Genomic DNA, 20,244 nt, shown 5'->3' with positions numbered 1-20,244 from the left:
CGGGCGCACCATGTCCACGAAGTGGATGTTTGTGCGTTGAGTTTGCTATGTAAATCCCCAAGAGCGCAAGCCGCAGGCGCAGCGCGATTGGCCGGATTTACTGCAAGGGCGGGCGCACCATGTCCACAAAGTGGACGTTTGTGCGTTGAGTTTGCTATGTAAATCCCCAAGAGCGCAAGCCGCAGGCGCAGCGCGATTGGCCGGATTTACTGCAAGGGCGGGCGCACAATGTCCACAAAGTGGACGTTTGTGCGTTGAGTTTTCTACGTTTCTATTCAATACTTTCGCCGGTTGTTTCGCCAATCTTTCAATTGCACAATCCTTTTATCATGTGAAAAGGGACGCCTCTCGTCTAGGCATCCCTTTTTTGCTGTTCCTGCGCATCGGCCTGCTCGTCGATGAGGAAATCATATTCATTCTCTATCGTATGCCGCACCATGCTCTGACCGCGCCGGTCGAGGAAGCGGAACTTCTCGAGGAGATGGCGCTCGATGGGGGTCAGGCGCAGCTCGTCCGTCCGCCGCGGTGGCAGGCCGAGCAGCTCGTCGGCGGAGACGCCGAAAAAGAGCGCGATATCGCGCACCTCGCGGTCGCGTGCCGGACGCGTCCCCTTCTCGATGCGGTTGAGGACGCTCTGATGGAGATGCACGGCCTCGGCGAGCTCGCCCTGCTGCACATCGCGCTCGATGCGCAGATCATAGATGCGCTGCCCGATGTTCGTCTCGTCCTCCATCCGAAAACCTCCCTCGAAACCGTGTCCCGCCTTGCCGCAGCGGGGACGCTGACCATTGCCAAGCCGCGCTTTCCCTCATTATAGAACGAGAAAGACAGGAAACGCTTCTATTTGCCGAAACAGAAAATTAAGGCGAGAGATGACGACAAAAACTGGCTTATTCTGCGATTAAAATTTCTAAAATAGAAAAATAAAGCTTAACTTTTTGCGGAAACAGAACGATAGCATAAGTGTAAGGCAAGGGAGCCAGGCACGCGGTCCGCATGCAGCCGCGCGCAGGCGCACTTGCCGCCGGGCGGTCAGGGACGGCCGCTGACACTATTTTTCTGATGAATCAGGGAGGAATTTTATCATGGCTATGGTTGTAAAGAACAACATGTCGGCAGTATCGACGCTCAATACCCTCAACAAGAACTCTGCCGCACTCGCGAAGAGCCTGCAGAAAGTCTCCTCGGGCATGAAGATCAACTCCGCGGCAGACGATGCCTCGGGCTACGCCATCTCTGAGCGCATGCGCGTCCAGATCCGCGGTCTCGACCAGGCGAACCAGAACACGCAGAACGGCTCCTCGATGATGAAGGTCGCTGAGGGCGCTGTCTCATCGACGGTCGACATCCTCAAGACCCTCAAGGAAAAGGCCATCAACGCAGCCAACGATACGAACACGGACAGCGACCGTCAGACGATCCAGAAGGAGCTCAACCAGAGCATCGACCAGATCGACGACAACGCGAACGTGACGTACAACGGCAAGTACCTCGTCGACGGCTCGAAGAATTCTGCAGGCAACGCGACGTTTACGGCGCTTTCCAATGAGAGCCTCGGCAAGGATACGAAAGCATCGGATAAGCTGACGGCTCTCACGAAGCGCAATGGCGATGCCCTGGAGATTCAGTCCACGGACTATGTGACGGTTTCCTATGTGCAGGGCGGCAAGACGTATTCGACGCAGTTCCAGGTCGGTGAAAAGAGGCTGCAGGATGTGTTCAATGCGGCAGAGGACATCGATAAGGATTCGAAGCTTTTTGCCGATGTGAATAACGCAAGTGTCAGGCAGGCAATGGGCATGGCCGATGTTACTGCGGCTCAGACAGCTATGGATGCTGCGGATACGAAGGCTTATGGTGCCAAGGTACAGGGAAAAATTGCTGACGGGACGCTGGAGCTTTCTGCTGCCATTAATGGTACTGATGGTAAGGGTACAGGCCTTGATGGGACTGCAAAAGCAGCAGTTGATGCTGTTACAGATGATGTCGTAAAGGGCATTGCTGATTACAACGATGCGCAGACGGATGCCAATAAGAAAATCGATACGGCGGCTTTGAAAGACTATGGCACCTTTGACAAAACAACTGGTAAGCTCACTGCTGGCCTGACCAATCAGCAGAAGCTTGATTTCATCGCTGCGCTCAAGAAAGATGCGAACTATGCGAGCCTGGCAGCCGACGCTAAGGGTGCAAAGGCCAAAGCGGCAGTTACTGCCTATGATACGTTTATGACGGACAAGGCAGCATCTGACAATGCGCATATCGCTGTTGTCGACTCCAAGACGATCGGTCTTGCGGCATCGAACGACAAGGTGGAGACGGCAGATGGTGAGAAGGCCATCACGATTACCGCCAACGCGTCCGGCATCAAGGGCCAGATCGCAGGCTTCAATATCAGCGTGACGGACTCCGAGGGGAATACCCGCAAGTCCATCAATGCGGCGCTCGACGACTGGCGCGAGACGATCCGTGCGCAGAATAAGTCGGATGACAATGCGGTTTCCTTCCAGGTCGGCACGAATGCGAACCAGAACATCAAGGTCGGCCTCACGGATATGCGCTCCGAGGCGCTCGGCCTGAAGGGCGCTGACGGCACGAAGCTCAACATCTCCACGCAGAACAAGGCCAACGCGGCGGTCAACGTCCTCGACAACGCGCTCCAGAAGGCGCTCGACCAGCAGACGACGATCGGTTCCGTTGAGAGCCGTCTCTCCTACACGAGCAGCAACCTCACGACGGCCAGCGAGAACGTCCAGAGCTCCGAGTCCACGATCCGTGATGCGGACATGGCGAAAGAGATGACGGAGTACACGAAGAACAACGTACTCCTCCAGGCAGCGCAGTCCATGCTTGCGCAGGCGAACCAGAGCAGCAGCTCCGTTCTCAGCCTGCTCCAGTAATCCCTTAAAATCATATCCTTTATGATTTCAGGAGGCGTAAGATTTCATGTCTTACACCTCCTTTTGTTTCTGCCCGTCATCTACCTCGAGGCGAACGACGCGGAGGAAGAGGCAGGCGTCCTGCGCCTTTCCTCCTGAACGGCAAAGCCTGGCTGCGCCGCGTCATCCAGCCACAAAAATTCATCGAGGCGCTCTGAGGGGCTGGGGGCCTTTCCTTTCTCCCAGATGGATTGCTTTTTCTCCCAAATACGGGTAAATTTGGGAGAAAAATAGTAATGGACGCCGCGACCATCAAGGAGGCAGGAAGGAAGCACGGCCTGCTCTGAGCAAGAGACCTCAGGGATGAGATGAGATCCCTGAGGTCTTAGTATTTGTAAAATAGAAAATAATTCTATTGATTTTTCTAAAACAGCAAGATATAATATACACGAAGGGGCCTACCATCCCCTTCCAGTTCCTGATAAACAGTAGCGGGATGCTAGCCCTGCCGAGACCTGTTTAGGAACTACCATTGCCAAGCCCCGCTTTTGCCAAGCGGGGTTTTCTAGTGCGCGCAGTTCGGAAGGTGCCGGATGCAGCAGTGCTTTTGGGATTGGCGAGGCGGGCGCGTCGCTGCTGCGTCGGGCACGACGTCGAGGTCATCGTGCCGGATGCTCGATCAGGCGGAGCGGGAGGCGCTGGAGGATGGCGCGGGCGGCGAGTCCGGTGGCGAGGCCGGTGGCGAGACCGAGGGGACCGAGGACGCTGAGGTAGGAGAGCAGGCCGGGCGAGGCGGCGAGGGCGCTGGCGCAGAGGAGTTGGCCGAGGTGGTGGAAGAAGCCGCCGGCGGCGCTGATGGCAGGCAGGGAGAACCTGCCCCTTTTTTGTCCGCAGAGGAGGCTCATGGCGGCGAAGCTCAGGAGACCGCCTGCGAGGCTGTAGAGGAGGACGACGGGGCCGCCGCCGAAGCAGGAGGCGAGGAGGATGCGCGCGAGCAGGACGAACAGGGCGTCGCGCTGGCGCGGCAGGAGGATGAGGGCCACGCAGGTGATGATGTTCGCGAGTCCGAGCTTTGCGCCGGGAGCGAGGAAGGGGAGGGGGAGGTGCGATTCCAGACCGTAGAGGGCGAGGGAGAGCGCGGTGAGGAGGGCGAGCTGGGTGAGGCGGTGGATCGAGGTCATGGAGGCTCCTTTCTTTTGTCTGGAGGGGAGAGGTTCGCAGTTGCTGCGGGGGTGGAGCGCTTCGTGGGATTGCGGCGAGGAGACGGTGCGGCGAGAGCGCAGGTTTTGGTGGGAAAGCGATGCAGCATGGCGGCGAATCTCAGTGGGCGGCGATGCAGTGCGGCAGCAGATTTCGGTGAGGTGGCGGCGCGGCGTTTCAGCGGACCTCGATGAGGAGGCGGTGCGGCAGGCAGGCGATGACCTCGCCTTTTTTTCGTATGGGGCCGGTCTTGACGCAGATGCGGTCGGGGCAGTCGGCGTCGGTGACGGCGATGGCGCTGTCGTCGATGACGATGGTATTGCGGCCCTCTGCTGTCTCGATGGCGATGGTCTCGCGGCCGCGGTGCGTCGTGAGCGGGATCTCGCGGCGGACGCTGCCATCGACGGAGATGACGGCGGTGCGGAGCGGTGCGCTCTCGCGCATGAGGAGCAGCGGCGCGAAGGAGAGGAGCGCGAGGCTGGCGAGGAGCAGGCGGTCGGCGCGTGTGAGGATGGAAAGATGGTGTTTCATGGATGCCTCCGTGGGATGATGCTGCGCGCAGGTGGAGAGAGCGCAGGCTCGGCGTTTGCGGGAGCGGCTGCACCTCTGCTAGAGTGGGGGCTGTGCCGCTCGTATGGGCGGTTTGAGGATGACGCGCCGCAGCTGGCGTTTGCCGGAGCATGGAGGAAGTGATGTGCTCCGAACCTGCGTGGTTGCGGCCGATGATGTGCATTTGAGAGGAGTGACGGTGAATGGAACAAATCGAACAGATGGAACGAGAGCAGGAGCTTTCGCTGCTGGCGGCGGCAAAGGCGGGGGATGCGGCGGCGCTGTCGCGGCTCTGCACGCAGTACGAGCCGCTGCTGCGCGCGGCGGCAGGGCAGCTGCATTTGCGGACGATCCGCGAGGATGCGCTCGCTGAGGGGTATGTGAGTTTCGTGGGGGCTGTGCAGGCGTACGATGCGGGGACGGGCGTGCCGTTTGCCGCATTCGCGAAGGCGCGTGTCTACGGAGATCTGCGGACGCTGTTCCGCAGGCAGCGCAGGCTATGGGAGCGGGAGACGCTGCCCGCGGAGGCGCGCGAGGAGCCGTTCTGGGAGGGCGTGCGCGATCCGGCGGCAGAACAGGCGCTCACGCGGCTCGAGGAGCAGGCGGCACTCGTCGCGGCGATGCGCTGCCTGACGGATGGCGAGCGGCGCATCCTGCGGCTGATCTTCTGGGAGGAGCGTACGCAGGCGGAGGCGGCGCGCCTGCTGCAGGTGAGCCAGCAGGCCATCGCAAAGACGAAGAAGCGGGCGCTCGCGAAGCTGCGCGCGGTCTTCCGCTCTGAGGGGGATGGGAGCGGGGCGCTCTGCCCTGCACCCGCATAGGCGCCGCATCCGTTTGCCGTCTTGTCGCCTCTGGCCTGTGTCCTGTGCTTTGCTGCGGCAGGCGGCGGACGGTCAGGCGGGGAGCGACCGGCGCGCGCTCCCCACTCTTTCTGCGTCAGGAGGAGTCTCTCTTGATTCTAGCGAAGCGGCGGTGAATTGGCAAGAATTTCTCTTTGCGGGCGGCAGGGAAAAGCTCTCGGTTTGTGGAATTAATAGAAGAGGGTAGGAATGCGTTGCGTTAGGAAGGCGATTTTGTGGACGGGAAGAAGACGATGCTCATTGCGGATGATGCGAAGATCAATCGCGTCATCCTGCGGCAGCTTTTCCAGGGGGAGTATGAGATCCTCGAGGCAGCGGACGGCCGGGAGGCGATCCGCAGGCTGCGCGAGGTGGATGTGAAGATCATCCTGCTCGATCTCGCGATGCCGGAGATGGATGGTCTGGAGGTGCTCGGCTACCTCCGGAGCCATGATGCCTATGTGGAGATCCCCGTCGTGGCGATGGTCGCGCGCGACGATGGTGACGCGGGCGCGCAGGCGCTCGAGATGGGCGCGCGGGACTTCGTCGTGAAGCCCGTGCATCCGCTCATCGTGCGGCGCCGCGTGCAGAATGTCCTCGCGGAGGTGGAGAATCAGTGGCGTCAGGCGATGCAGCTGGCGAAGGATCACCAGATCCGCGAGATGCATCGCTTCATCGAGGAGGACAGTCTCACGGGCGTCTATAACCGCGAGACGTTCTACCGCAAGGCGGCGGAGCTCATGCAGCAGCATGAGGAGACGGATTATGAGGTCATTTGTTTCGACATCAGCGCGTTCCGCGTCATCAATGATCTCTTCCGCGTCGAGACGGGCAATCTCATCCTCAAGGCGGCCGCGTACTATCTGCGGGCGGCGGCAGGGGAGCGGGGCGTCTGCGGCCGCATGGAGGCGGATCATTTCGCGCTCTGCCAGCCGGTGCATGCCGTTGCGATGGATACCATCATGCAGGGGCTGGACAGCACGGTGCGGTCGCTCGGCATCCGTCACGATGTCGTTTTCTATGCCGGCGTCTATCACGTGGAGAATGTCTATCTGCCTGTGGTGCAGATGCTTGACCGCGCGCAGCTCGCGCTCAGCCGCGTGAAGGGGAGCGCGGATAGCCGCTACTGTGTCTACGATGAGACGATGCGCGCGCAGCTGCTGCGGGAGAAGGCCATCCTGCGCGATATGGAGTTCGCGCTGCAGGAGCGGCAGTTCGAGGTCTATTACCAGCCGGTCTACAATCAGCGGACAGGGCATATCGTGAGTGCGGAGGCACTCGCGCGCTGGCAGCATCCGTCGCAGGGGATGATCGAGCCGGGGGCTTTCGTGCCGCTTTTCGAGCACAACGGTTTCATCGTGCGCCTCGACCACTATGTCTGGGAGCAGGCGGCGGCATTCCTGGCGGCAGCGTGTGAGGACGGCGCGGAGGCGCTGACGCTCTCGGTGAATGTATCGCCGCTGAATTTCTATGACCAGGGGCTGCAGGCGTTCCTGCAGGAGCTTTTGAAAAAGCATGGCCTCGCGTCGTGGCGGCTGACGCTCGAGGTCGCGGAGCGCGCGTATGCGGAGAGTCCGCAGCAGCTCATGCAGGCGGTCGCCGCATTCCGGGCGGCGGGCTTCTGCGTGGTCATGGATGATTTCGGCGGGGGCGATGCGTCGCTCTCCATGCTGAAGCATCTGCCGGTGGATCTCCTCAAGCTCGATGTCGGTTTCCTGCAGCATGCTGAAAGGGAGGCGCGGGCACGCGTGATCTTCGAGGGGATCGCATCGATCGCGAAACGGCTGGGGATGGGGATTGTCGTCCAGGGCGTCGAGACGGCGGCGCAGCGCGGCTATCTCGCGTCCATCGGCTGTGAGAAGATGCAGGGCTATGTCTACGCGCGGCCGATGCCGGCAGATGAGTTCCGTCAGATCCTGCGGCGCGACGGCGTGGAACGGATGTAAAGGAGATATATGGAAGCTTTTATCTTTGATATGGATGGCGTCATCGTCGACAGTGAGCCACTGCACAGCCGCGTGAAACTCGAGACGTTCGCGCATTTCGGCCTGTCGTTCGATGAACGTGATCTCGCGCGCTATATGGGGCGGACGAGCCGCGATATCTTCAGCGATGTGCTGCGCCGCGCGGGACGCAGCGACCTTACGGCGGAAGCGCTCGCCGACTACAAGCACGCGCATTATCTCGAGGTCATCGAGCGGGACGGCATTGAGACGATTCCGGGGAGCCTCGCGCTCATCGAGCGCCTGCACGCCGCCGGTGTGCCGCTCGCGCTCGCGACGTCGTCCTGGCGGCGCGTAGTCGATACAGTGCTCTCTGCGCTGCAGCTCGAGGATGTATTCGCGTCGGTGATCTCTGGCACGGAGCTCCCCGCGAGCAAGCCGGATCCCGCTATCTATGAGAAAAGTGCGGAGGCGCTCGGTGCCTCGCCCGCGGCCTGCGTGGTGCTCGAGGATACGGCGGCGGGCGTTCTGGCTGCCAAGCGCGCGGGCATGTACTGCATAGGGTTTCGCAGCCCTCATTCCGGCGCGCAGGATCTCTCGCGCGCTGATGCGATTGTGGATGATTTCAACGCGATTGATATAGGCAAGCTATGATAGATAGTTCTTGTTTATTTTTACTTTGTAGTATTATTCGTTGACAGATAGATGATTTAGGAGTAAACTGGAAACATAAATTGTTATAAAAAATAGTCATTTATAAACAATTTTCACACAATTCCGGGAGACAGCAGATGATACATGTCTCTCAAAAGTGAAAATCAAGGGGGCTCTTCTCTGATGGCAGAGATTAGGAAAGAAGCATTTGGCAGGCTCAGCGATGGACGTGAGGCAGCGCTCTACACGCTGCGCAATGCGCAGGGGACGGAGGCGTCCGTGACGAACTACGGCGCGCGGCTCGTGCGCTGGCAGACGAAGGATCGCGCGGGGGAGCCCGTCGATGTCGTGCTCGGCTACGATAGCGTCGCGGGCTATGAGACGGACGATACGAGCATGGGCGGCGTCGTCGGCCGCCACGCGAACCGCATCGCGGGCGGCAAGGTCACGATCGGCGGCAGGACGTACCAGCTCGACCTCAATACGGGCAGCCATAACCAGAACCACATCCACGGCGGCAATCCGGGCTTCCACAACAAGCTCTGGCAGGGCGAGGTCACGGACGAGGGCCTGAGGCTCACGCTCGAGAGTCCCGACGGCGAGGGCGGCTATCCCGGCAATATGACGGTCACGGTCCTTTACAGCCTCTCGGATGCCAATGAGCTTTCCATCCGCTATGAGGCCGTGAGCGACCAGGATACCATCTGCAACCTCACGAACCATACGTATTTCAATCTGGACGGGTTCCAGGCGCCGCCGGTGCTCGACCAGACCATCCAGATTTTCGCGGATACGTATACCTGGGCGGACAGCGAGTCGCTGCCGGACGGCCGCATCCTGGGCGTCGCGGGCACGCCGATGGATCTGCGGCAGCCGACGCGCATCGGCGCGCATATTGACGATGATTTCGACGAGCTCCAGATGGGGCTCGGCTACGACCACAACTGGGTGCTCTCGGCGGCGCCGGACGCGCGAGGACTCAGAAAGGCCGCCTGCGCGGCGTCGGAGAAGACGGGGCTCACGCTCACCTGCTATACGACGCAGCCGGGGCTGCAGTTCTATACGGGGAATTATCTCGACGGCACGCATGTCGGCAAAGAGGGGATCCGCTTCGAGCGACGCACGGGCTTCTGCCTCGAGACGCAGTTCTTCCCGAACGCGCCCGCGCATCCGGAGTTCCCGCAGCCGCTGCTGAAGAAGGGCGATACGTGGCGGGCACAGACGGTCTATGTGCTCGCTGCGGAGTAAGTGCGGGCCGCAGCCAAGATACACGATAGGAGGGAGCATCCTTGAGGGATCGCTATACGATGACGTTTCCGGACTATACGGTAGGCGTCGAGGCTTATGAGAAGATACGCGAGGTCTGTCCGCGCTACGGCAAGACGGTCGTCGTCATCGGCGGCCGCCGCGGCGTCGAGGCGGCGCAAGAGAAGATCATCGCGGCGACGGAGGGCGTGGGGCTCGAGTTCACGGGCTTTTTGCACGCAGGCGGCGAGACTTCCTATGAGAACATCACGAAGCTCAGCCGCGATCAGGCGGTTATGGAGGCCGACATGGTGTTCGCGGTCGGCGGCGGCAAGGCCATCGACACGGCGAAGGTCGTCGCGAGCGAGCTGCGCAAGCCGTATTTCACCTTCCCGACGGTCGCAGGCAGCTGCGCCGCCATCTCGGGCATCGCGACCATCTACACGCCGGAGGGGCGGTTCCAGGAGTACGCGCGGCGGCGCGTGCCGCCGGTGCACAGCTTCCTCTGCTCGCGCATCATGGCGCAGGCGCCTGTCTGCTTCCTGCTGCGCGGCATCAGCGATACCATCGCGAAATACTACGAGGCGCAGATCTCCTCGCGCGGCAAGACGCTCTGCCATACGGATGCGATGGGGCTCGCGGTCTCGCGGCTCTGTGCGGATCCCGTCTACGCCTATGGCGTGCAGGCCGTGCAGGATAACAAACGCGGCGTCGTCTCGAATGCGTTCGAGGAGGTCATGCTCTCCGTCGTCGTCTCGAGCGGCATGGTGTCGAATTTCGCCGCGCCGGAGTTCAACGGTCATATCGCGCATACACTCTACGAGGAGCTTTCAGCACTGCCGCGCAGCGAGCAGTCGGAGACGCACGGCGGCCTTGCCGCCTACGGTACGCTGCTCCTGCTGCTCGCTGATGGTCAGCGGGAGGAGTTTGAGAGACTCCATGCATTTTGTCAGCAAATCGGCCTGCCTGTGAGCCGAAAGGCCATCGGCGCGACGGAGGAGGAAATCCACCGTGTTTTCCAGGCGACCGAAGAGCATCAGGATGTCAAAATCCTGCCATATAAGATCACACAGGATATGCTGCGGGGAGCAGCGGAAGAGCTCGAAGCTTACAGCAAGGGGGCAAGGAAATGAATATTCATGAGTACCAGAGCAAGGCCATCCTCAAATCCTATGGCGTCAACGTTCCAGAGGGGTATCCGGCGTTCAGCGCCGAGGAGGCCGTCGAGAACGCGAAGAAGCTCGCGACGCCGGTCGTCGTCGTCAAGGCGCAGATTCACGCGGGCGGCCGCGGCAAGGCGGGCGGCGTCAAAATCGCGCATTCGCCTGAGGAGGCGGGGGCATTTGCCAAGGAGCTCCTCGGCAAGACGCTCGTCACGAAACAGACGGGCCCGGTCGGCAAGGTCGTGAACCGCCTGCTCATCGAGGCCGGTTCGAACATCAAGAAGGAGTACTATCTCTCCTTCGTGCTCGACCGCAAGACGGCGCGCGTCGTCATGATGGGGTCTGAGGAGGGCGGCATGGAGATCGAGAAGGTCGCCGCCGAGATGCCGGACAAGATCCTCAAGGAGACCATCGATCCCGCCATAGGCCTTGCGTCCTTCCAGGCGACGCGCATGGCCTACGGCCTGCATCTGCCGCAGGAGGCCATCCGCAAGGCGACGAAGCTCATGGGCTGCCTCTATAACGCTTTCATCGGCAAGGACTGCAGCCTCGCTGAGATCAACCCGCTGGTGCTCACGGAGGAGGGCGACGTCATCGCGCTCGACGCGAAGCTCAACTTCGACGACAGCGCGCTGTTCCGCCATCCGGACATCGAGGAGCTGCGCGACGTGACGGAGGAGGATCCGAAGGAACTCGCGGCGGCGAAGGAAGGGCTCAACTACGTCAACCTCGGCGGCGACGTCGCCTGCATGGTCAACGGCGCGGGCCTCGCGATGGCGACGGTCGACATCATCAAATACTACGGCGGCGAGCCAGCGAACTTCCTCGATGTCGGCGGCGACTCCACGCCGGAGAAGATCGCGGCGGCGTTCCGCATCATGCTCGACGGCGGCCAGGCGAAGGGCATCTTCGTCAACATTTTCGGCGGCATCAACAAGTGCGACCTCGTCGCCGAGGGCATCGTCGAGGCGGCGAAGATCATCTCGAGCGACGGCAAGTCCCTGCCGGTGCCCGTCGTCGTGCGCCTCGAGGGCACGAATGTCGAGCGCGGCCGCGAAATCCTCAAGAACACGCCCATCCAGAACGTCATCATGGCGCCGACGATGGAAGGCGGCGCAGAGACCATCGTGAAACTCGTCAAAGAAGCAGAGCAGGCGTAAGGGGGCGTTATTCATGGGAATCTTAGTCAACAAAGATACGAAAGTCATCGTGCAGGGCATCACGGGCAAGGCTGCGACGTTCCATACGAAGCAGATGCTCGAGTACGGCACGAAAATCGTCGCCGGCGTGACGCCGGGCAAGGCCGGACAGGTCGTCGAGGGCGTGCCGGTCTTCAACACTGTGCGCGACGCCGTAGAGGCGACGGGCGCAAATGCCTCGGTCATCTATGTACCGGCGCGCTTCGCAGCGGACTCCATCCTTGAAGCCGTTGACGCTGAGCTCGACGTCGTGGTCTGCATCACCGAGCACATCCCCGTGCAGGACATGGTCAAGGTCCGCCGCTATATGGAGGGCAAGAAGACGCGCCTCATCGGCCCGAACTGCCCAGGCATCCTCACGACGGACGAGGCGAAGCTCGGCATCATCCCGGGCTATATCCACAGGAAAGGACATGTCGGCGTCATCAGCCGCTCCGGCACGCTGACGTACGAGGCGACGTTCCAGCTCACGGCGGCTGGCATCGGCCAGACGACGGCCATCGGCATCGGCGGCGACCCCATCAAGGGCACGGACTTCATCGACGCGCTCGCGCTCTTCAAGGACGATCCTGACACGCTCTCCGTGCTCATGATCGGCGAGATCGGCGGTACAGCGGAGGAAGACGCGGCGAAATGGATCGCCGAGAACATGCCGGATAAGCCCGTCACGGCCTTCATCTCCGGCCGTCAGGCGCCTCCGGGCAAGCGCATGGGCCATGCCGGCGCCATCATCAGCGGCGGCAAGGGCACGGCAGCGGATAAGATCAAGGCACTCAACGCCGTCGGCATCGAGGTCGCTGACACCGTCGCCCATATCGGCGAGACCGTCGTGAAGACGCTCAAGAAGGCCGGTATCTACGAGCAGTGCCATACCTGCTGAGATAAGCAAGAGAACAAAGGGATAAGAGAGAGCAAGGAAAGCCCTGTGGCTGTCTGGAAGGAACTTCCAGCGGCCGCAGGGCTTTTGAGTTTGTCAAGGCGCAGCGACGTGGCATCGCCCGCACAGCCAGTGCTTGGGGCATGTGGTACAATGTAGGCGTTAAGAAGAATTTTTTGCGGCTGGCGGGGAAAGCGCAGATGCGAGAGGCGTCCCGTGCTGTTTTGCTGCGGCCAGCGCGTGCGCCCGGCTCGTTTGCCGGGGCGAGATCGGAAGGGGAGAAAGATTCATGAAAGCGATCAGGAATGGCCGCTGCATCGTGCCGGGCGCGGCGGGAGCGTTCGAGGTCGTAGACGGCCAGGTGCTGCTCTACGATGCGGACGGCATCGCGGGGCTCATGCCGGAGGCGGACTTTGCGGCGGGGGTTGCGATTGCCGCTGAGGAGGTCATCGACGCGGGCGGGCGGTATGTCGCGCCTGGATTTCTCAATGTCCACATCCACGGCTGCAAGGGCGCGGACACGATGGACGCGACGGCGGCGGCGCTCGGCGCGATGCAGGCGTTCCTGCCGCGGACGGGCGTGACCGCGTTCCTGCCGACGACGATGACATGCGCCTGGCAGGAGATCGCGGCGGCGCTCACGGCCGTGCGCACGGCGATGCAGACGCCGCGCGCGGGCGCGCAGGTGCTCGGCGCGCACATGGAGGGGCCGTTCATCAGCCCCGCGAAAAAGGGATCTCAGGCGGAGGAGAACATCCTGCGCGCGGATTACGCGCGGCTCGCGCCGTTTGCCGATGTCGTGCGCATCGTGACGGTCGCGCCGGAGGAGGTGCGGGATGCGGCGTTCTTCGCGGCGTGCCGCCGTGCGGGCATCCGCGTCTCCATCGGCCATACGGCGGCGGATTATGAGACGGCCTGCCGCGCGGTGCGCGCCTATGGCGCGAGCCGTTTCACGCATCTCTACGACGCGATGCAGGGGTTCCACCACCGCGCGCCCGGCGTGGTCGGCGCGGCGTTCGATACGGATGCCTATGTCGAGCTCATCGCGGACAACGTGCACGCCTGTCCGATGGCGCAGCGGCTCGCCTATCGCGTGAAGGGGAAGGACCGCGTGATCCTCATCACGGACGCCTTGCGCGCCTGCGGCATGGGCGACGGTCCGTCGGAGCTCGGCGGGCAGCAGGTGTTCGTGAAGGGAGAGCTTGCGACGCTCGCGGACGGGACGATCGCGGGCAGCGTCGCGACGATGAACCGCTGCCTGCGGCTCTTCCTGGAGAACACGGGCGCGAGTATCGCCGATGCCGTCGCGATGGTCACGAAGAATCCCGCGGAGGATCTCGGCATCTATGGGGAGCGCGGCTCGCTCACGCCGGGCAAGCGCGCGGATATCACCATCTTCGATGAGCAGATCGCGGTCTATGATACCATCATCGGCGGGCGGCGGCTCGGGCCGTTTGCTTGATAGTGCTGCCGCGCGCATAGAAAACAGGACGCCCCGCGAGGTCTCTGCCTCACGGGGCGTCCTGTTTTCATGCGGCGTGGATGCCGCGATTTCTGTGCGTGTCTTCTATGACGTGAAGGTGCGTGTGCTGCCGCAGCCGATGATCTTTCGCGGAGCGGAGGCCTATGCGGAAGTTTGCCCCTGTGCGTTTCTCAGGTGCGGAACTTGCCGAGTGCGTCCTTGAGCTTCTGCGCCTGCTCGGCGAGCTGGCGGGAGCTTGCGGCGATCTCCTCCATGCCTGCGGACTGCTCCTCGGCGGCAGCCGAGACGGTCTCGGTGCTCGAGGAGATCTTCTGCGAGCTGCCGTGGATGTTGTCGGTGTAGCCGACGATCTTCTTGCCGCTCTCGTCGATGTCCTGCATCGTGCCCATGATGAGCTGTGTGTCGCTATGGATGCCCTCAATGCGCTCCATGATGGCCTTGAAGCCCTCGCCTGTCGACTGGACGTTCGCGCGTCCTTTCTCAGCCTCGGTGCGGCCCGTCTCCATCGCGCTCACGGCCGCGCCCGTTTCCTTCTGGATCGCGGCGATGAGGTCGCTGATCTTCGTCGCAGCCTCCTGCGATTCCTCGGCGAGCTTGCGTACTTCCTCGGCGACAACGGAGAAACCGCGGCCGTGCTCGCCCGCGCGCGCCGCTTCGATGGCCGCGTTGAGCGCGAGCAGATTCGTCTGTTCGGCGATGCCGGAGATGGTGTCGATGATGGCGCCGATCTCCTTCGAGCGTTCGCCGAGCTTCTCGATGACGGCGCTCGAGTGCTCGACCGTGTCCGCGATGGAGTGCATCTGCTCGACGGTCGCCTGTACGAGCTTGTCGCCGTCCTGCGTCATCTGCGTCGTGACTTCGACGTGGCTGCGGATGGTGTTCATCGTGTCGAGGGACTTGCCGACGCCCTCGGAAAAGGCGTCGACCTCCTCCTTCGTCTTGGTCACATAGTCCATCTGCTCCTGCGTGGAGCCAGCGACCTCCGTGATGGACTGCGCGATGCTCTGCGTCGCCTCGGCGGACTGCTCTGCCGTCTCGGTGAGCTGGCTCGCGGACTGTCCGACGACGTCGGCGGCTTCCTGGATTTCCTTCGTCATGTCGCGGATCTCGTCGAACATGTGGTTGAAGGAGGTGGCGATGTGGCCGAACTCGTCGGAGCGATCCACAGGGATGCGGTAGGCGAGGTTGCGCGCCTCGCCCTCCTGAGCGCCCTTGAGGACGGCGTTGACGCCGCTCTTGATCTCCCGCATGAGGTAGAGCACGACGCCGATGGTGATGAGGAGGACGAGCACGAGCACGATGATCGTCGTCGTGCGGACGCTCGCGTAGGTCGCATTGGCCTCGTTGTTGTACTTGTCGATTTTCTCCGCGCTGAATGCTTCTGCCTCGGTGATGCTTTCCTGCATTTTCAGGAAAGAGGGCCGCGCGACACTTTCAAAGCTGTTCGCTGCTTCTTCCTTTTTGCCCGCATTATAGAGGTCGAGCGTTTTCTTCGAGGCATCCTTATAGTCTTTCCAGTTCTCCTTTATCGTCTGCAGCGAGGCCTCGGACTTTTCCTTGCCCTCGGGGTTTGTGAATTCGTGCGTGTTTACCCATTGGTCGGCGAGGTCGAGGTTCTTCTCGAACGCGGCCTTGGAGTCATTGAACTCCTTGAGGAGCTGCGCCTGCTTGGCCGGGTCGTTGGTGATGAAGATCATCGACGCCTTGAGACGCGCGGTGTTCAGGTTGTCAGACATATCGCTGGCGATCTTGAAATTGTCTGACCAGGCATTGACGATGCCCGTTGCCTGGTTGATCTTCGCACCGGAATAGATCGCGTAGATGCCGAAGAGGACGAAGAACGCAATCAGCAGCAGATAGCCGCAGGTCGATTTTTTGACAAGGGTCATTCCCTTCATGGTTACATCACTCCTACACTCATTGAGGAACCGCTTTCAGAGGGCGTGTCGTTTCCTCGACGGTTCCCCAAACAACATGAAAAAAGTATCCTAAAAAATCCCTGTGAATCTAATGTAGTGGAACGGCATGGGAATGTCAATATTTATGAAGGAAATAATCATTTAGTTCATTATTATCTTCAATCAAATCTATTTCTCGAGCTTTTGAAAAAAAATACGCTTTGCATGAAATTAATCGGAATTGAAACAATAAACAGAAAAGGCGCGCGGCGGCCAGGAGAATTTTGCACGGCGCGGGGCTCTATGATATGATAGGAAAACAAACCGATGTGGGAAAGCTCGAGAAGGATGCAGGATGGCTTGGATGCCGTGCGGAAAGGAAGGATTTTTTTGGATTGGGCGGAAATCAGTTTGCAGACATCGCATGCGGAGATGGAGCTTATCGCGCAGGCGCTGCTCGATGCGGGGGCGGCGGGGGTCGTCTACGAGGACCCGGAGGAGGAACGGCGATATCTCGCGCAGGCGGAGGGCAGGGAGGCCGCGCCGCCGCAAGCGGAGGAGCCGGTCGTCGTGAAGGCGTATCTGCCGGAGGACGAGGATCTCACGGCGCGCCTTGCAGAGCTTCGCGAGGGGATCGCGCGGCTCGCGCGCGCCGATGGCTTCGACGCGGCGGCGTGCGCGCCTCTTGTGCGCCATGTCTCCGACGCGGACTGGGAGAATAATTGGAAGGCGTATTTCCATACGCAGCGCGTGGGGGAGCGCATCGTGATCCAGCCGACCTGGGAGACGTATGAAGCGCAGCCGGAAGACATCGTTCTCCGGCTCGATCCCGAGTCGGCGTTCGGCACGGGCACGCATCCGACGACGGCGATGTGCCTGCGCGCGCTCGAGACGCTCGTGCGGCCCGGCATGCGCGTGTTCGATGTGGGCACGGGCTCCGGCGTGCTCGCCATCGCGGCGGCGAAGCTCGGCGCGCGCGAGGTCGTCGCGATGGACTACGCGCGTCCTGCGGCGGCGGTCGCAGCGAAGAACGTGCGGGAAAATGGCGTAGAGGACGTCGTACAGACGGGCGTCTCCGATCTCCTCCAGGGCTTTTCGGGGCAGGCGGATCTCATCGCGGCGAACATCATCGCGGATATCATCCTGCGCCTCTTCGATGAGCTTGCGGATCATCTCGCGCCGGGCGGGCGGCTGCTCGCGTCTGGCATCATCGACGAGCGCCTCGCGGAGGTCGAGGCGGCTGCCGCCGCGCACGGGCTCGCCATAGAGCAGGTGATGGAGGACGCCGGCTGGGCGGCGCTCGTGATTCGCGCGGGAGGGAACGTATGAGACGGCTGTTCCTCAAGGGGCTGCTCGCGCCGGTGGTTACGCTCGCGGGCGATGACGCGCATCATCTGCTCTACGCGATGCGCGCGAAGGCGGGCGATGAGGTCGTGCTCGTCGACGATGCAGGGCAGGTTGCGCGCATGGAGCTCACGGGCTTTACGGCGGACACGGTGACGATGCGCCTCATAGAGCGCCTCGCGGCCGATACGGAGTCGCCGCTCTCGCTCGTGCTCGCGCAGTGCCTGCCAAAGGGCGACAAGCTCGAGTTCATCGTGCAGAAGGCCGTCGAGCTCGGCGCCGTCGCCGTTCAGCCGCTCGCGAGCCGTAACAGCGTCGTGCGCTACGACGCGAAAAAGGCCGCGGCCAAGGAGAAGCGCTGGCAGAAGATCGCCGACGAGGCCGCGAAGCAGTGCGGGCGCACGCGCCTGCCCGCCGTGCGGCCGATCGAGCCTCTGACGGACTGGCTGGCGGCGCGGGCCGCGCGCGCGGATGCGGCGCTGCTCTTCTGCTATGAGAATGAGGAGCGCCAGCCGATGCAGGCGGCGCTGCGCGCGCTCCCCGCGTCCGTGCGCGAGATCACGCTGCTCGTCGGGCCGGAGGGGGGCTTCACGCTCGCGGAGGCTGAGGCCATCACGCGCGCGGGCGGTGTGAGCGTCACGCTCGGGCCGCGCATCCTGCGTGCGGAGACAGCGGCCGTCGCCGCGATGAGCATCGTGCAGTATGAGCGGGGGGATCTTGGCAGCGAGGCGGTCTCCCTGACTGGCGAGGCGTGAGGCGGGCGCTTCGCGCAGGTCGGCGGGGCGGCGGATCTCCTCTGGGATGCGCTGTCTTGCGCTTTATTTAGAAAGGAAGAAGAATTTGCCAAAGGTAGCACTTACCACCCTTGGGTGCAAGGTCAATCAGTTCGAGACGGAGACGATGGAGGGGCTTTTCAAGCGTGCGGGCTATACGGTCGTGCCGTTTGAGGCGCGGGCCGATGTCTACGTTATCAATACCTGCTCGGTCACGAGCCTCGGCGACCGCAAGAGCCGCCAGGTCATCCGCCGCGCGCATCGCGAGAACGAGCGCGCCGTCATCGCGGTCTGCGGCTGCTACGCGCAGGTCGCGCCGGAGGAGATCAAGGCCATCGAGGGCGTGCGCGTCGTGCTCGGCACGAAGGAGCGCGCGCAGATCGTCGGCTACGTCGAGCGCGCGCTGCGCGAGGACGGCATCCTCGATGGCGTCGGCGACATCATGCAGGCGCATACGTTCGAGGACATCCCGCTCTACGACAGCCCGCAGCGCACGCGCGCGTTCCTCAAGATCGAGGACGGCTGCGAGAATTTCTGCTCGTACTGCATCATCCCCTATGCGCGCGGCCCCGTGAAGTCGCGCGCGCTCAGCCATATCCGCGCGGAGGCGGAGAAGCTCGTGCGGGCGGGGTTCCACGAGATCGTCCTGACGGGCATCCACCTCGGCGCCTACGGGCGCGACCTCGGCGGCGAGGTCACGCTCGCGGACGCCTGCCGCGAGGTGCTCTCCGTGGCGGGGCTGCGGCGCCTGCGGCTCGGCTCGCTCGAGTCGCTCGAGCTCTCGCCGGAGCTCTTCGCGCTGATCCGCGAGGACGAGCGCTTCTGCGCGCATCTCCATCTGCCGTTGCAGGCCGGCTCGGACGCCGTGCTGCGCGCGATGAACCGCCACTATGACACGGCGGAGTTCGCGCGCCTCATCGAGGGCGTGCGCCGCGAGGTGCCGGGCATCGCGATCTCGACGGACATCATCGTCGGCTTCCCGGGCGAGACGGAGGAGATGTTTGCGGAGAGCCTCGCGTTCGTCGCGCGCCTGGGGTTCTCGCGCATGCATGTGTTCCCGTACTCGCGCCGCACGGGCACGCCCGCCGCGCGCATGGCGGATCAGGTGCCGGAGCCGGTGAAGAAGGAGCGCGTCCACCGCATGCAGGCGCTCGCGCGGGAAAAGACCACCGCCTTCGAGCAGTCGTTCCTCGGAGAGACGCTGCGCGTGCTCTTTGAGACGCGCGTGGACGGCGTGACGGACGGGCTCACGGACAACTATATCCGCGTCTACGTGGCGGACGACCTGCCGAGCGGCACGCTCGCCGCCGTGCGCCTCGATCGCCTCTACCGCGACGGCGTCTGGGGCAGTGTCGTGCGCGTGGAAAAATAATTTCATGCGGGGGGAGGGTTTCGCTCGCGCTCTGGCGAATACTATCTGTATTCGGAAGAAATACGGGGAAGCCGCGGGCGCGCAGGTGTGCGCCGCGCTGACGCGGGGCATGGATCCATCTGGTGCCGCGCGCAGTCTTGGCGGCTGGCCTCGGCGGAAGGAGGTGACGAAGATGGCAGATTGTATCTTTTGCAAGATCGCGCGCAAGGAGATCCCGTCGAGCCTCGTCTATGAGGACGAGACGGTCGTCGCGTTCAAGGACCTCGAGCCGCAGGCGCCTGTGCATGTGCTCGTGATTCCGAAGAAGCACATCGAGAGCCTCCTCGCGCTCACGGACGAGGACAAGGCGCTCGTCGGCCATATCCTTGCGGATGTCGTGCCACAGCTCGCGCGCGAGCTCGGCGTGGCGGAGAAGGGATTCCGCGTCGTCGCCAATACGGGCGAGGAAGGCGGGCAGAGCGTGAAGCATCTGCATTTCCACCTCCTCGGTGGGCGCTCCATGCAGTGGCCGCCAGGCTGACGGCATCCGTTTGCCAGTCCGGCGGCTCGCTCCCTTTGACGGCCGCCGGAAGAAGAAATGTAGGAAAGTCAATGATGTGACACCAGAAAAAATCATACGGAAACGTCCCCATAGATGAAATCCATAATGTTTTCCGGCAACTTCGGAGCTTTTCTGGGAGAGCTTATAGGCATCAGCTTCTTCGTCATCTCTTCAGGCGTGAGCCAGCTGAGGACACGCGAGGGAATACGGTTGGAACGATATAGGTAGTTGGACATCTGATATAGAAGATCATTGTAAGAGTAGAAGCTCAGATGATTGTAAAAG

Annotated in this window: 16 protein-coding genes and 3 pseudogenes; 14 read left to right on the top strand and 5 right to left on the bottom strand. The window is 62.3% G+C overall.

Annotation, left to right across the window (positions count from 1 at the left end; genetic code table 11):
• Nucleotides 1–352 precede the first annotated feature (352 nt).
• On the bottom strand, nt 353–733 hold the full coding sequence (locus F599_RS14905) for a helix-turn-helix domain-containing protein (protein WP_019543540.1): 381 nt from the start codon (nt 731–733) through the stop codon (nt 353–355).
• Nucleotides 734–1,085: 352 nt separating this feature from the next.
• Here F599_RS14905 and F599_RS16290 point away from each other — a divergent pair.
• Nucleotides 1,086–1,730, top strand: a pseudogene (locus tag F599_RS16290) (flagellin); the annotation flags it as partial.
• A gap of 555 nt (nt 1,731–2,285) precedes the next feature.
• Nucleotides 2,286–2,900, top strand: a pseudogene (locus tag F599_RS16285) (flagellin); the annotation flags it as partial.
• Nucleotides 2,901–3,538: 638 nt separating this feature from the next.
• On the opposite strand, the gene F599_RS0110755 reads toward F599_RS16285, so the two are convergent.
• Both F599_RS0110755 and F599_RS0110750 read right to left on the bottom strand, forming a co-directional pair.
• Entirely contained in the window at nt 3,539–4,060 is a 522-nt protein-coding gene (locus F599_RS0110755; RefSeq protein WP_019543538.1) for a Gx transporter family protein, read from the bottom strand.
• 196 nt (nt 4,061–4,256) lie between these two features.
• Nucleotides 4,257–4,610 (bottom strand): NusG domain II-containing protein, encoded by a 354-nt coding sequence (locus F599_RS0110750; protein ID WP_019543537.1) that lies wholly within the window; start codon nt 4,608–4,610, stop codon nt 4,257–4,259.
• A gap of 221 nt (nt 4,611–4,831) precedes the next feature.
• On the opposite strand from F599_RS0110750, the gene F599_RS14180 reads away from it, so the two are divergent.
• The 8 genes from F599_RS14180 to nagA all read left to right on the top strand — a co-directional run bounded on the left by F599_RS14180 (nt 4,832) and on the right by nagA (nt 14,010).
• The gene (locus F599_RS14180; protein ID WP_019543536.1) at nt 4,832–5,449 is read left to right on the top strand and encodes a sigma-70 family RNA polymerase sigma factor; all 618 of its coding nucleotides are present in this window, start codon (nt 4,832–4,834) and stop codon (nt 5,447–5,449) included.
• A gap of 254 nt (nt 5,450–5,703) precedes the next feature.
• Nucleotides 5,704–7,413, top strand: a complete 1,710-nt coding sequence (locus F599_RS0110735; RefSeq protein ID WP_019543535.1) for an EAL domain-containing response regulator — start codon at nt 5,704–5,706, stop codon at nt 7,411–7,413.
• Nucleotides 7,414–7,422: 9 nt separating this feature from the next.
• The gene (locus tag F599_RS0110730; RefSeq protein ID WP_019543534.1) at nt 7,423–8,064 is read left to right on the top strand and encodes an HAD family hydrolase; all 642 of its coding nucleotides are present in this window, start codon (nt 7,423–7,425) and stop codon (nt 8,062–8,064) included.
• A gap of 183 nt (nt 8,065–8,247) precedes the next feature.
• Entirely contained in the window at nt 8,248–9,312 is a 1,065-nt protein-coding gene (locus tag F599_RS0110725; protein ID WP_019543533.1) for an aldose epimerase family protein, read from the top strand.
• 41 nt (nt 9,313–9,353) lie between these two features.
• A complete protein-coding gene (locus F599_RS0110720) occupies nt 9,354–10,442 on the top strand; it encodes an iron-containing alcohol dehydrogenase family protein (protein WP_019543532.1) in 1,089 nt (362 codons plus the stop codon).
• The gene (sucC, locus tag F599_RS0110715) at nt 10,439–11,632 is read left to right on the top strand and encodes an ADP-forming succinate--CoA ligase subunit beta (protein ID WP_019543531.1); all 1,194 of its coding nucleotides are present in this window, start codon (nt 10,439–10,441) and stop codon (nt 11,630–11,632) included. The genes F599_RS0110720 and sucC overlap by 4 nt, the downstream gene beginning before the upstream one ends.
• Nucleotides 11,633–11,645: 13 nt before the next feature.
• Nucleotides 11,646–12,551 carry a succinate--CoA ligase subunit alpha gene (gene sucD / locus F599_RS0110710; protein ID WP_019543530.1) on the top strand — a complete coding sequence of 302 codons (906 nt, stop codon included), beginning with the start codon at nt 11,646–11,648 and terminating at the stop codon, nt 12,549–12,551.
• 286 nt (nt 12,552–12,837) lie between these two features.
• Nucleotides 12,838–14,010 (top strand): N-acetylglucosamine-6-phosphate deacetylase, encoded by a 1,173-nt coding sequence (nagA, locus tag F599_RS0110705; RefSeq protein ID WP_019543529.1) that lies wholly within the window; start codon nt 12,838–12,840, stop codon nt 14,008–14,010.
• Between the two features lie 191 nt (nt 14,011–14,201).
• Here the strand turns inward: nagA and F599_RS0110700 are convergent, their stop codons facing one another.
• Nucleotides 14,202–15,929: a methyl-accepting chemotaxis protein gene (locus F599_RS0110700; RefSeq protein WP_019543528.1), complete on the bottom strand. Its 1,728-nt coding sequence runs from the start codon at nt 15,927–15,929 to the stop codon at nt 14,202–14,204.
• Between the two features lie 390 nt (nt 15,930–16,319).
• Here F599_RS0110700 and prmA point away from each other — a divergent pair, with 390 nt between their 5' ends.
• The 4 genes from prmA to F599_RS0110680 all read left to right on the top strand — a co-directional run bounded on the left by prmA (nt 16,320) and on the right by F599_RS0110680 (nt 19,938).
• Nucleotides 16,320–17,258, top strand: a complete 939-nt coding sequence (prmA, locus tag F599_RS0110695; RefSeq protein WP_019543527.1) for a 50S ribosomal protein L11 methyltransferase — start codon at nt 16,320–16,322, stop codon at nt 17,256–17,258.
• Nucleotides 17,255–18,028 carry a 16S rRNA (uracil(1498)-N(3))-methyltransferase gene (locus tag F599_RS0110690; RefSeq protein WP_019543526.1) on the top strand — a complete coding sequence of 258 codons (774 nt, stop codon included), beginning with the start codon at nt 17,255–17,257 and terminating at the stop codon, nt 18,026–18,028. The genes prmA and F599_RS0110690 overlap by 4 nt, the downstream gene beginning before the upstream one ends.
• Nucleotides 18,029–18,113: 85 nt before the next feature.
• The gene (gene mtaB / locus F599_RS0110685; RefSeq protein ID WP_019543525.1) at nt 18,114–19,418 is read left to right on the top strand and encodes a tRNA (N(6)-L-threonylcarbamoyladenosine(37)-C(2))-methylthiotransferase MtaB; all 1,305 of its coding nucleotides are present in this window, start codon (nt 18,114–18,116) and stop codon (nt 19,416–19,418) included.
• A gap of 172 nt (nt 19,419–19,590) precedes the next feature.
• Nucleotides 19,591–19,938, top strand: a complete 348-nt coding sequence (locus tag F599_RS0110680; RefSeq protein WP_019543524.1) for a histidine triad nucleotide-binding protein — start codon at nt 19,591–19,593, stop codon at nt 19,936–19,938.
• A gap of 92 nt (nt 19,939–20,030) precedes the next feature.
• On the opposite strand, the pseudogene F599_RS15890 reads toward F599_RS0110680, so the two are convergent.
• Nucleotides 20,031–20,244, bottom strand: a pseudogene (locus F599_RS15890) (hypothetical protein); the annotation flags it as partial.

The sequence above is a fragment of the Selenomonas bovis DSM 23594 genome (assembly GCF_000381005.1).
Lineage (GTDB): Bacteria > Bacillota > Negativicutes > Selenomonadales > Selenomonadaceae > Selenomonas_C > Selenomonas_C bovis.
This window is presented reverse-complemented; position numbering and strand designations above follow the sequence as displayed.

Bases quoted from the DNA above. Each gene is read 5' to 3' on its own strand.
- F599_RS14905 (WP_019543540.1), bottom strand. From the start codon at position 733: ATGGAGGACGAGACGAACATCGGGCAGCGCATCTATGATCTGCGCATC.
- F599_RS0110755 (WP_019543538.1), bottom strand. From the start codon at position 4,060: ATGACCTCGATCCACCGCCTCACCCAGCTCGCCCTCCTCACCGCGCTC.
- F599_RS0110750 (WP_019543537.1), bottom strand. From the start codon at position 4,610: ATGAAACACCATCTTTCCATCCTCACACGCGCCGACCGCCTGCTCCTC.
- F599_RS14180 (WP_019543536.1), top strand. From the start codon at position 4,832: ATGGAACAAATCGAACAGATGGAACGAGAGCAGGAGCTTTCGCTGCTG.
- F599_RS0110730 (WP_019543534.1), top strand. From the start codon at position 7,423: ATGGAAGCTTTTATCTTTGATATGGATGGCGTCATCGTCGACAGTGAG.
- F599_RS0110725 (WP_019543533.1), top strand. From the start codon at position 8,248: ATGGCAGAGATTAGGAAAGAAGCATTTGGCAGGCTCAGCGATGGACGT.
- sucC (WP_019543531.1), top strand. From the start codon at position 10,439: ATGAATATTCATGAGTACCAGAGCAAGGCCATCCTCAAATCCTATGGC.
- sucD (WP_019543530.1), top strand. From the start codon at position 11,646: ATGGGAATCTTAGTCAACAAAGATACGAAAGTCATCGTGCAGGGCATC.
- nagA (WP_019543529.1), top strand. From the start codon at position 12,838: ATGAAAGCGATCAGGAATGGCCGCTGCATCGTGCCGGGCGCGGCGGGA.
- F599_RS0110700 (WP_019543528.1), bottom strand. From the start codon at position 15,929: ATGAAGGGAATGACCCTTGTCAAAAAATCGACCTGCGGCTATCTGCTG.
- F599_RS0110690 (WP_019543526.1), top strand. From the start codon at position 17,255: ATGAGACGGCTGTTCCTCAAGGGGCTGCTCGCGCCGGTGGTTACGCTC.
- F599_RS0110680 (WP_019543524.1), top strand. From the start codon at position 19,591: ATGGCAGATTGTATCTTTTGCAAGATCGCGCGCAAGGAGATCCCGTCG.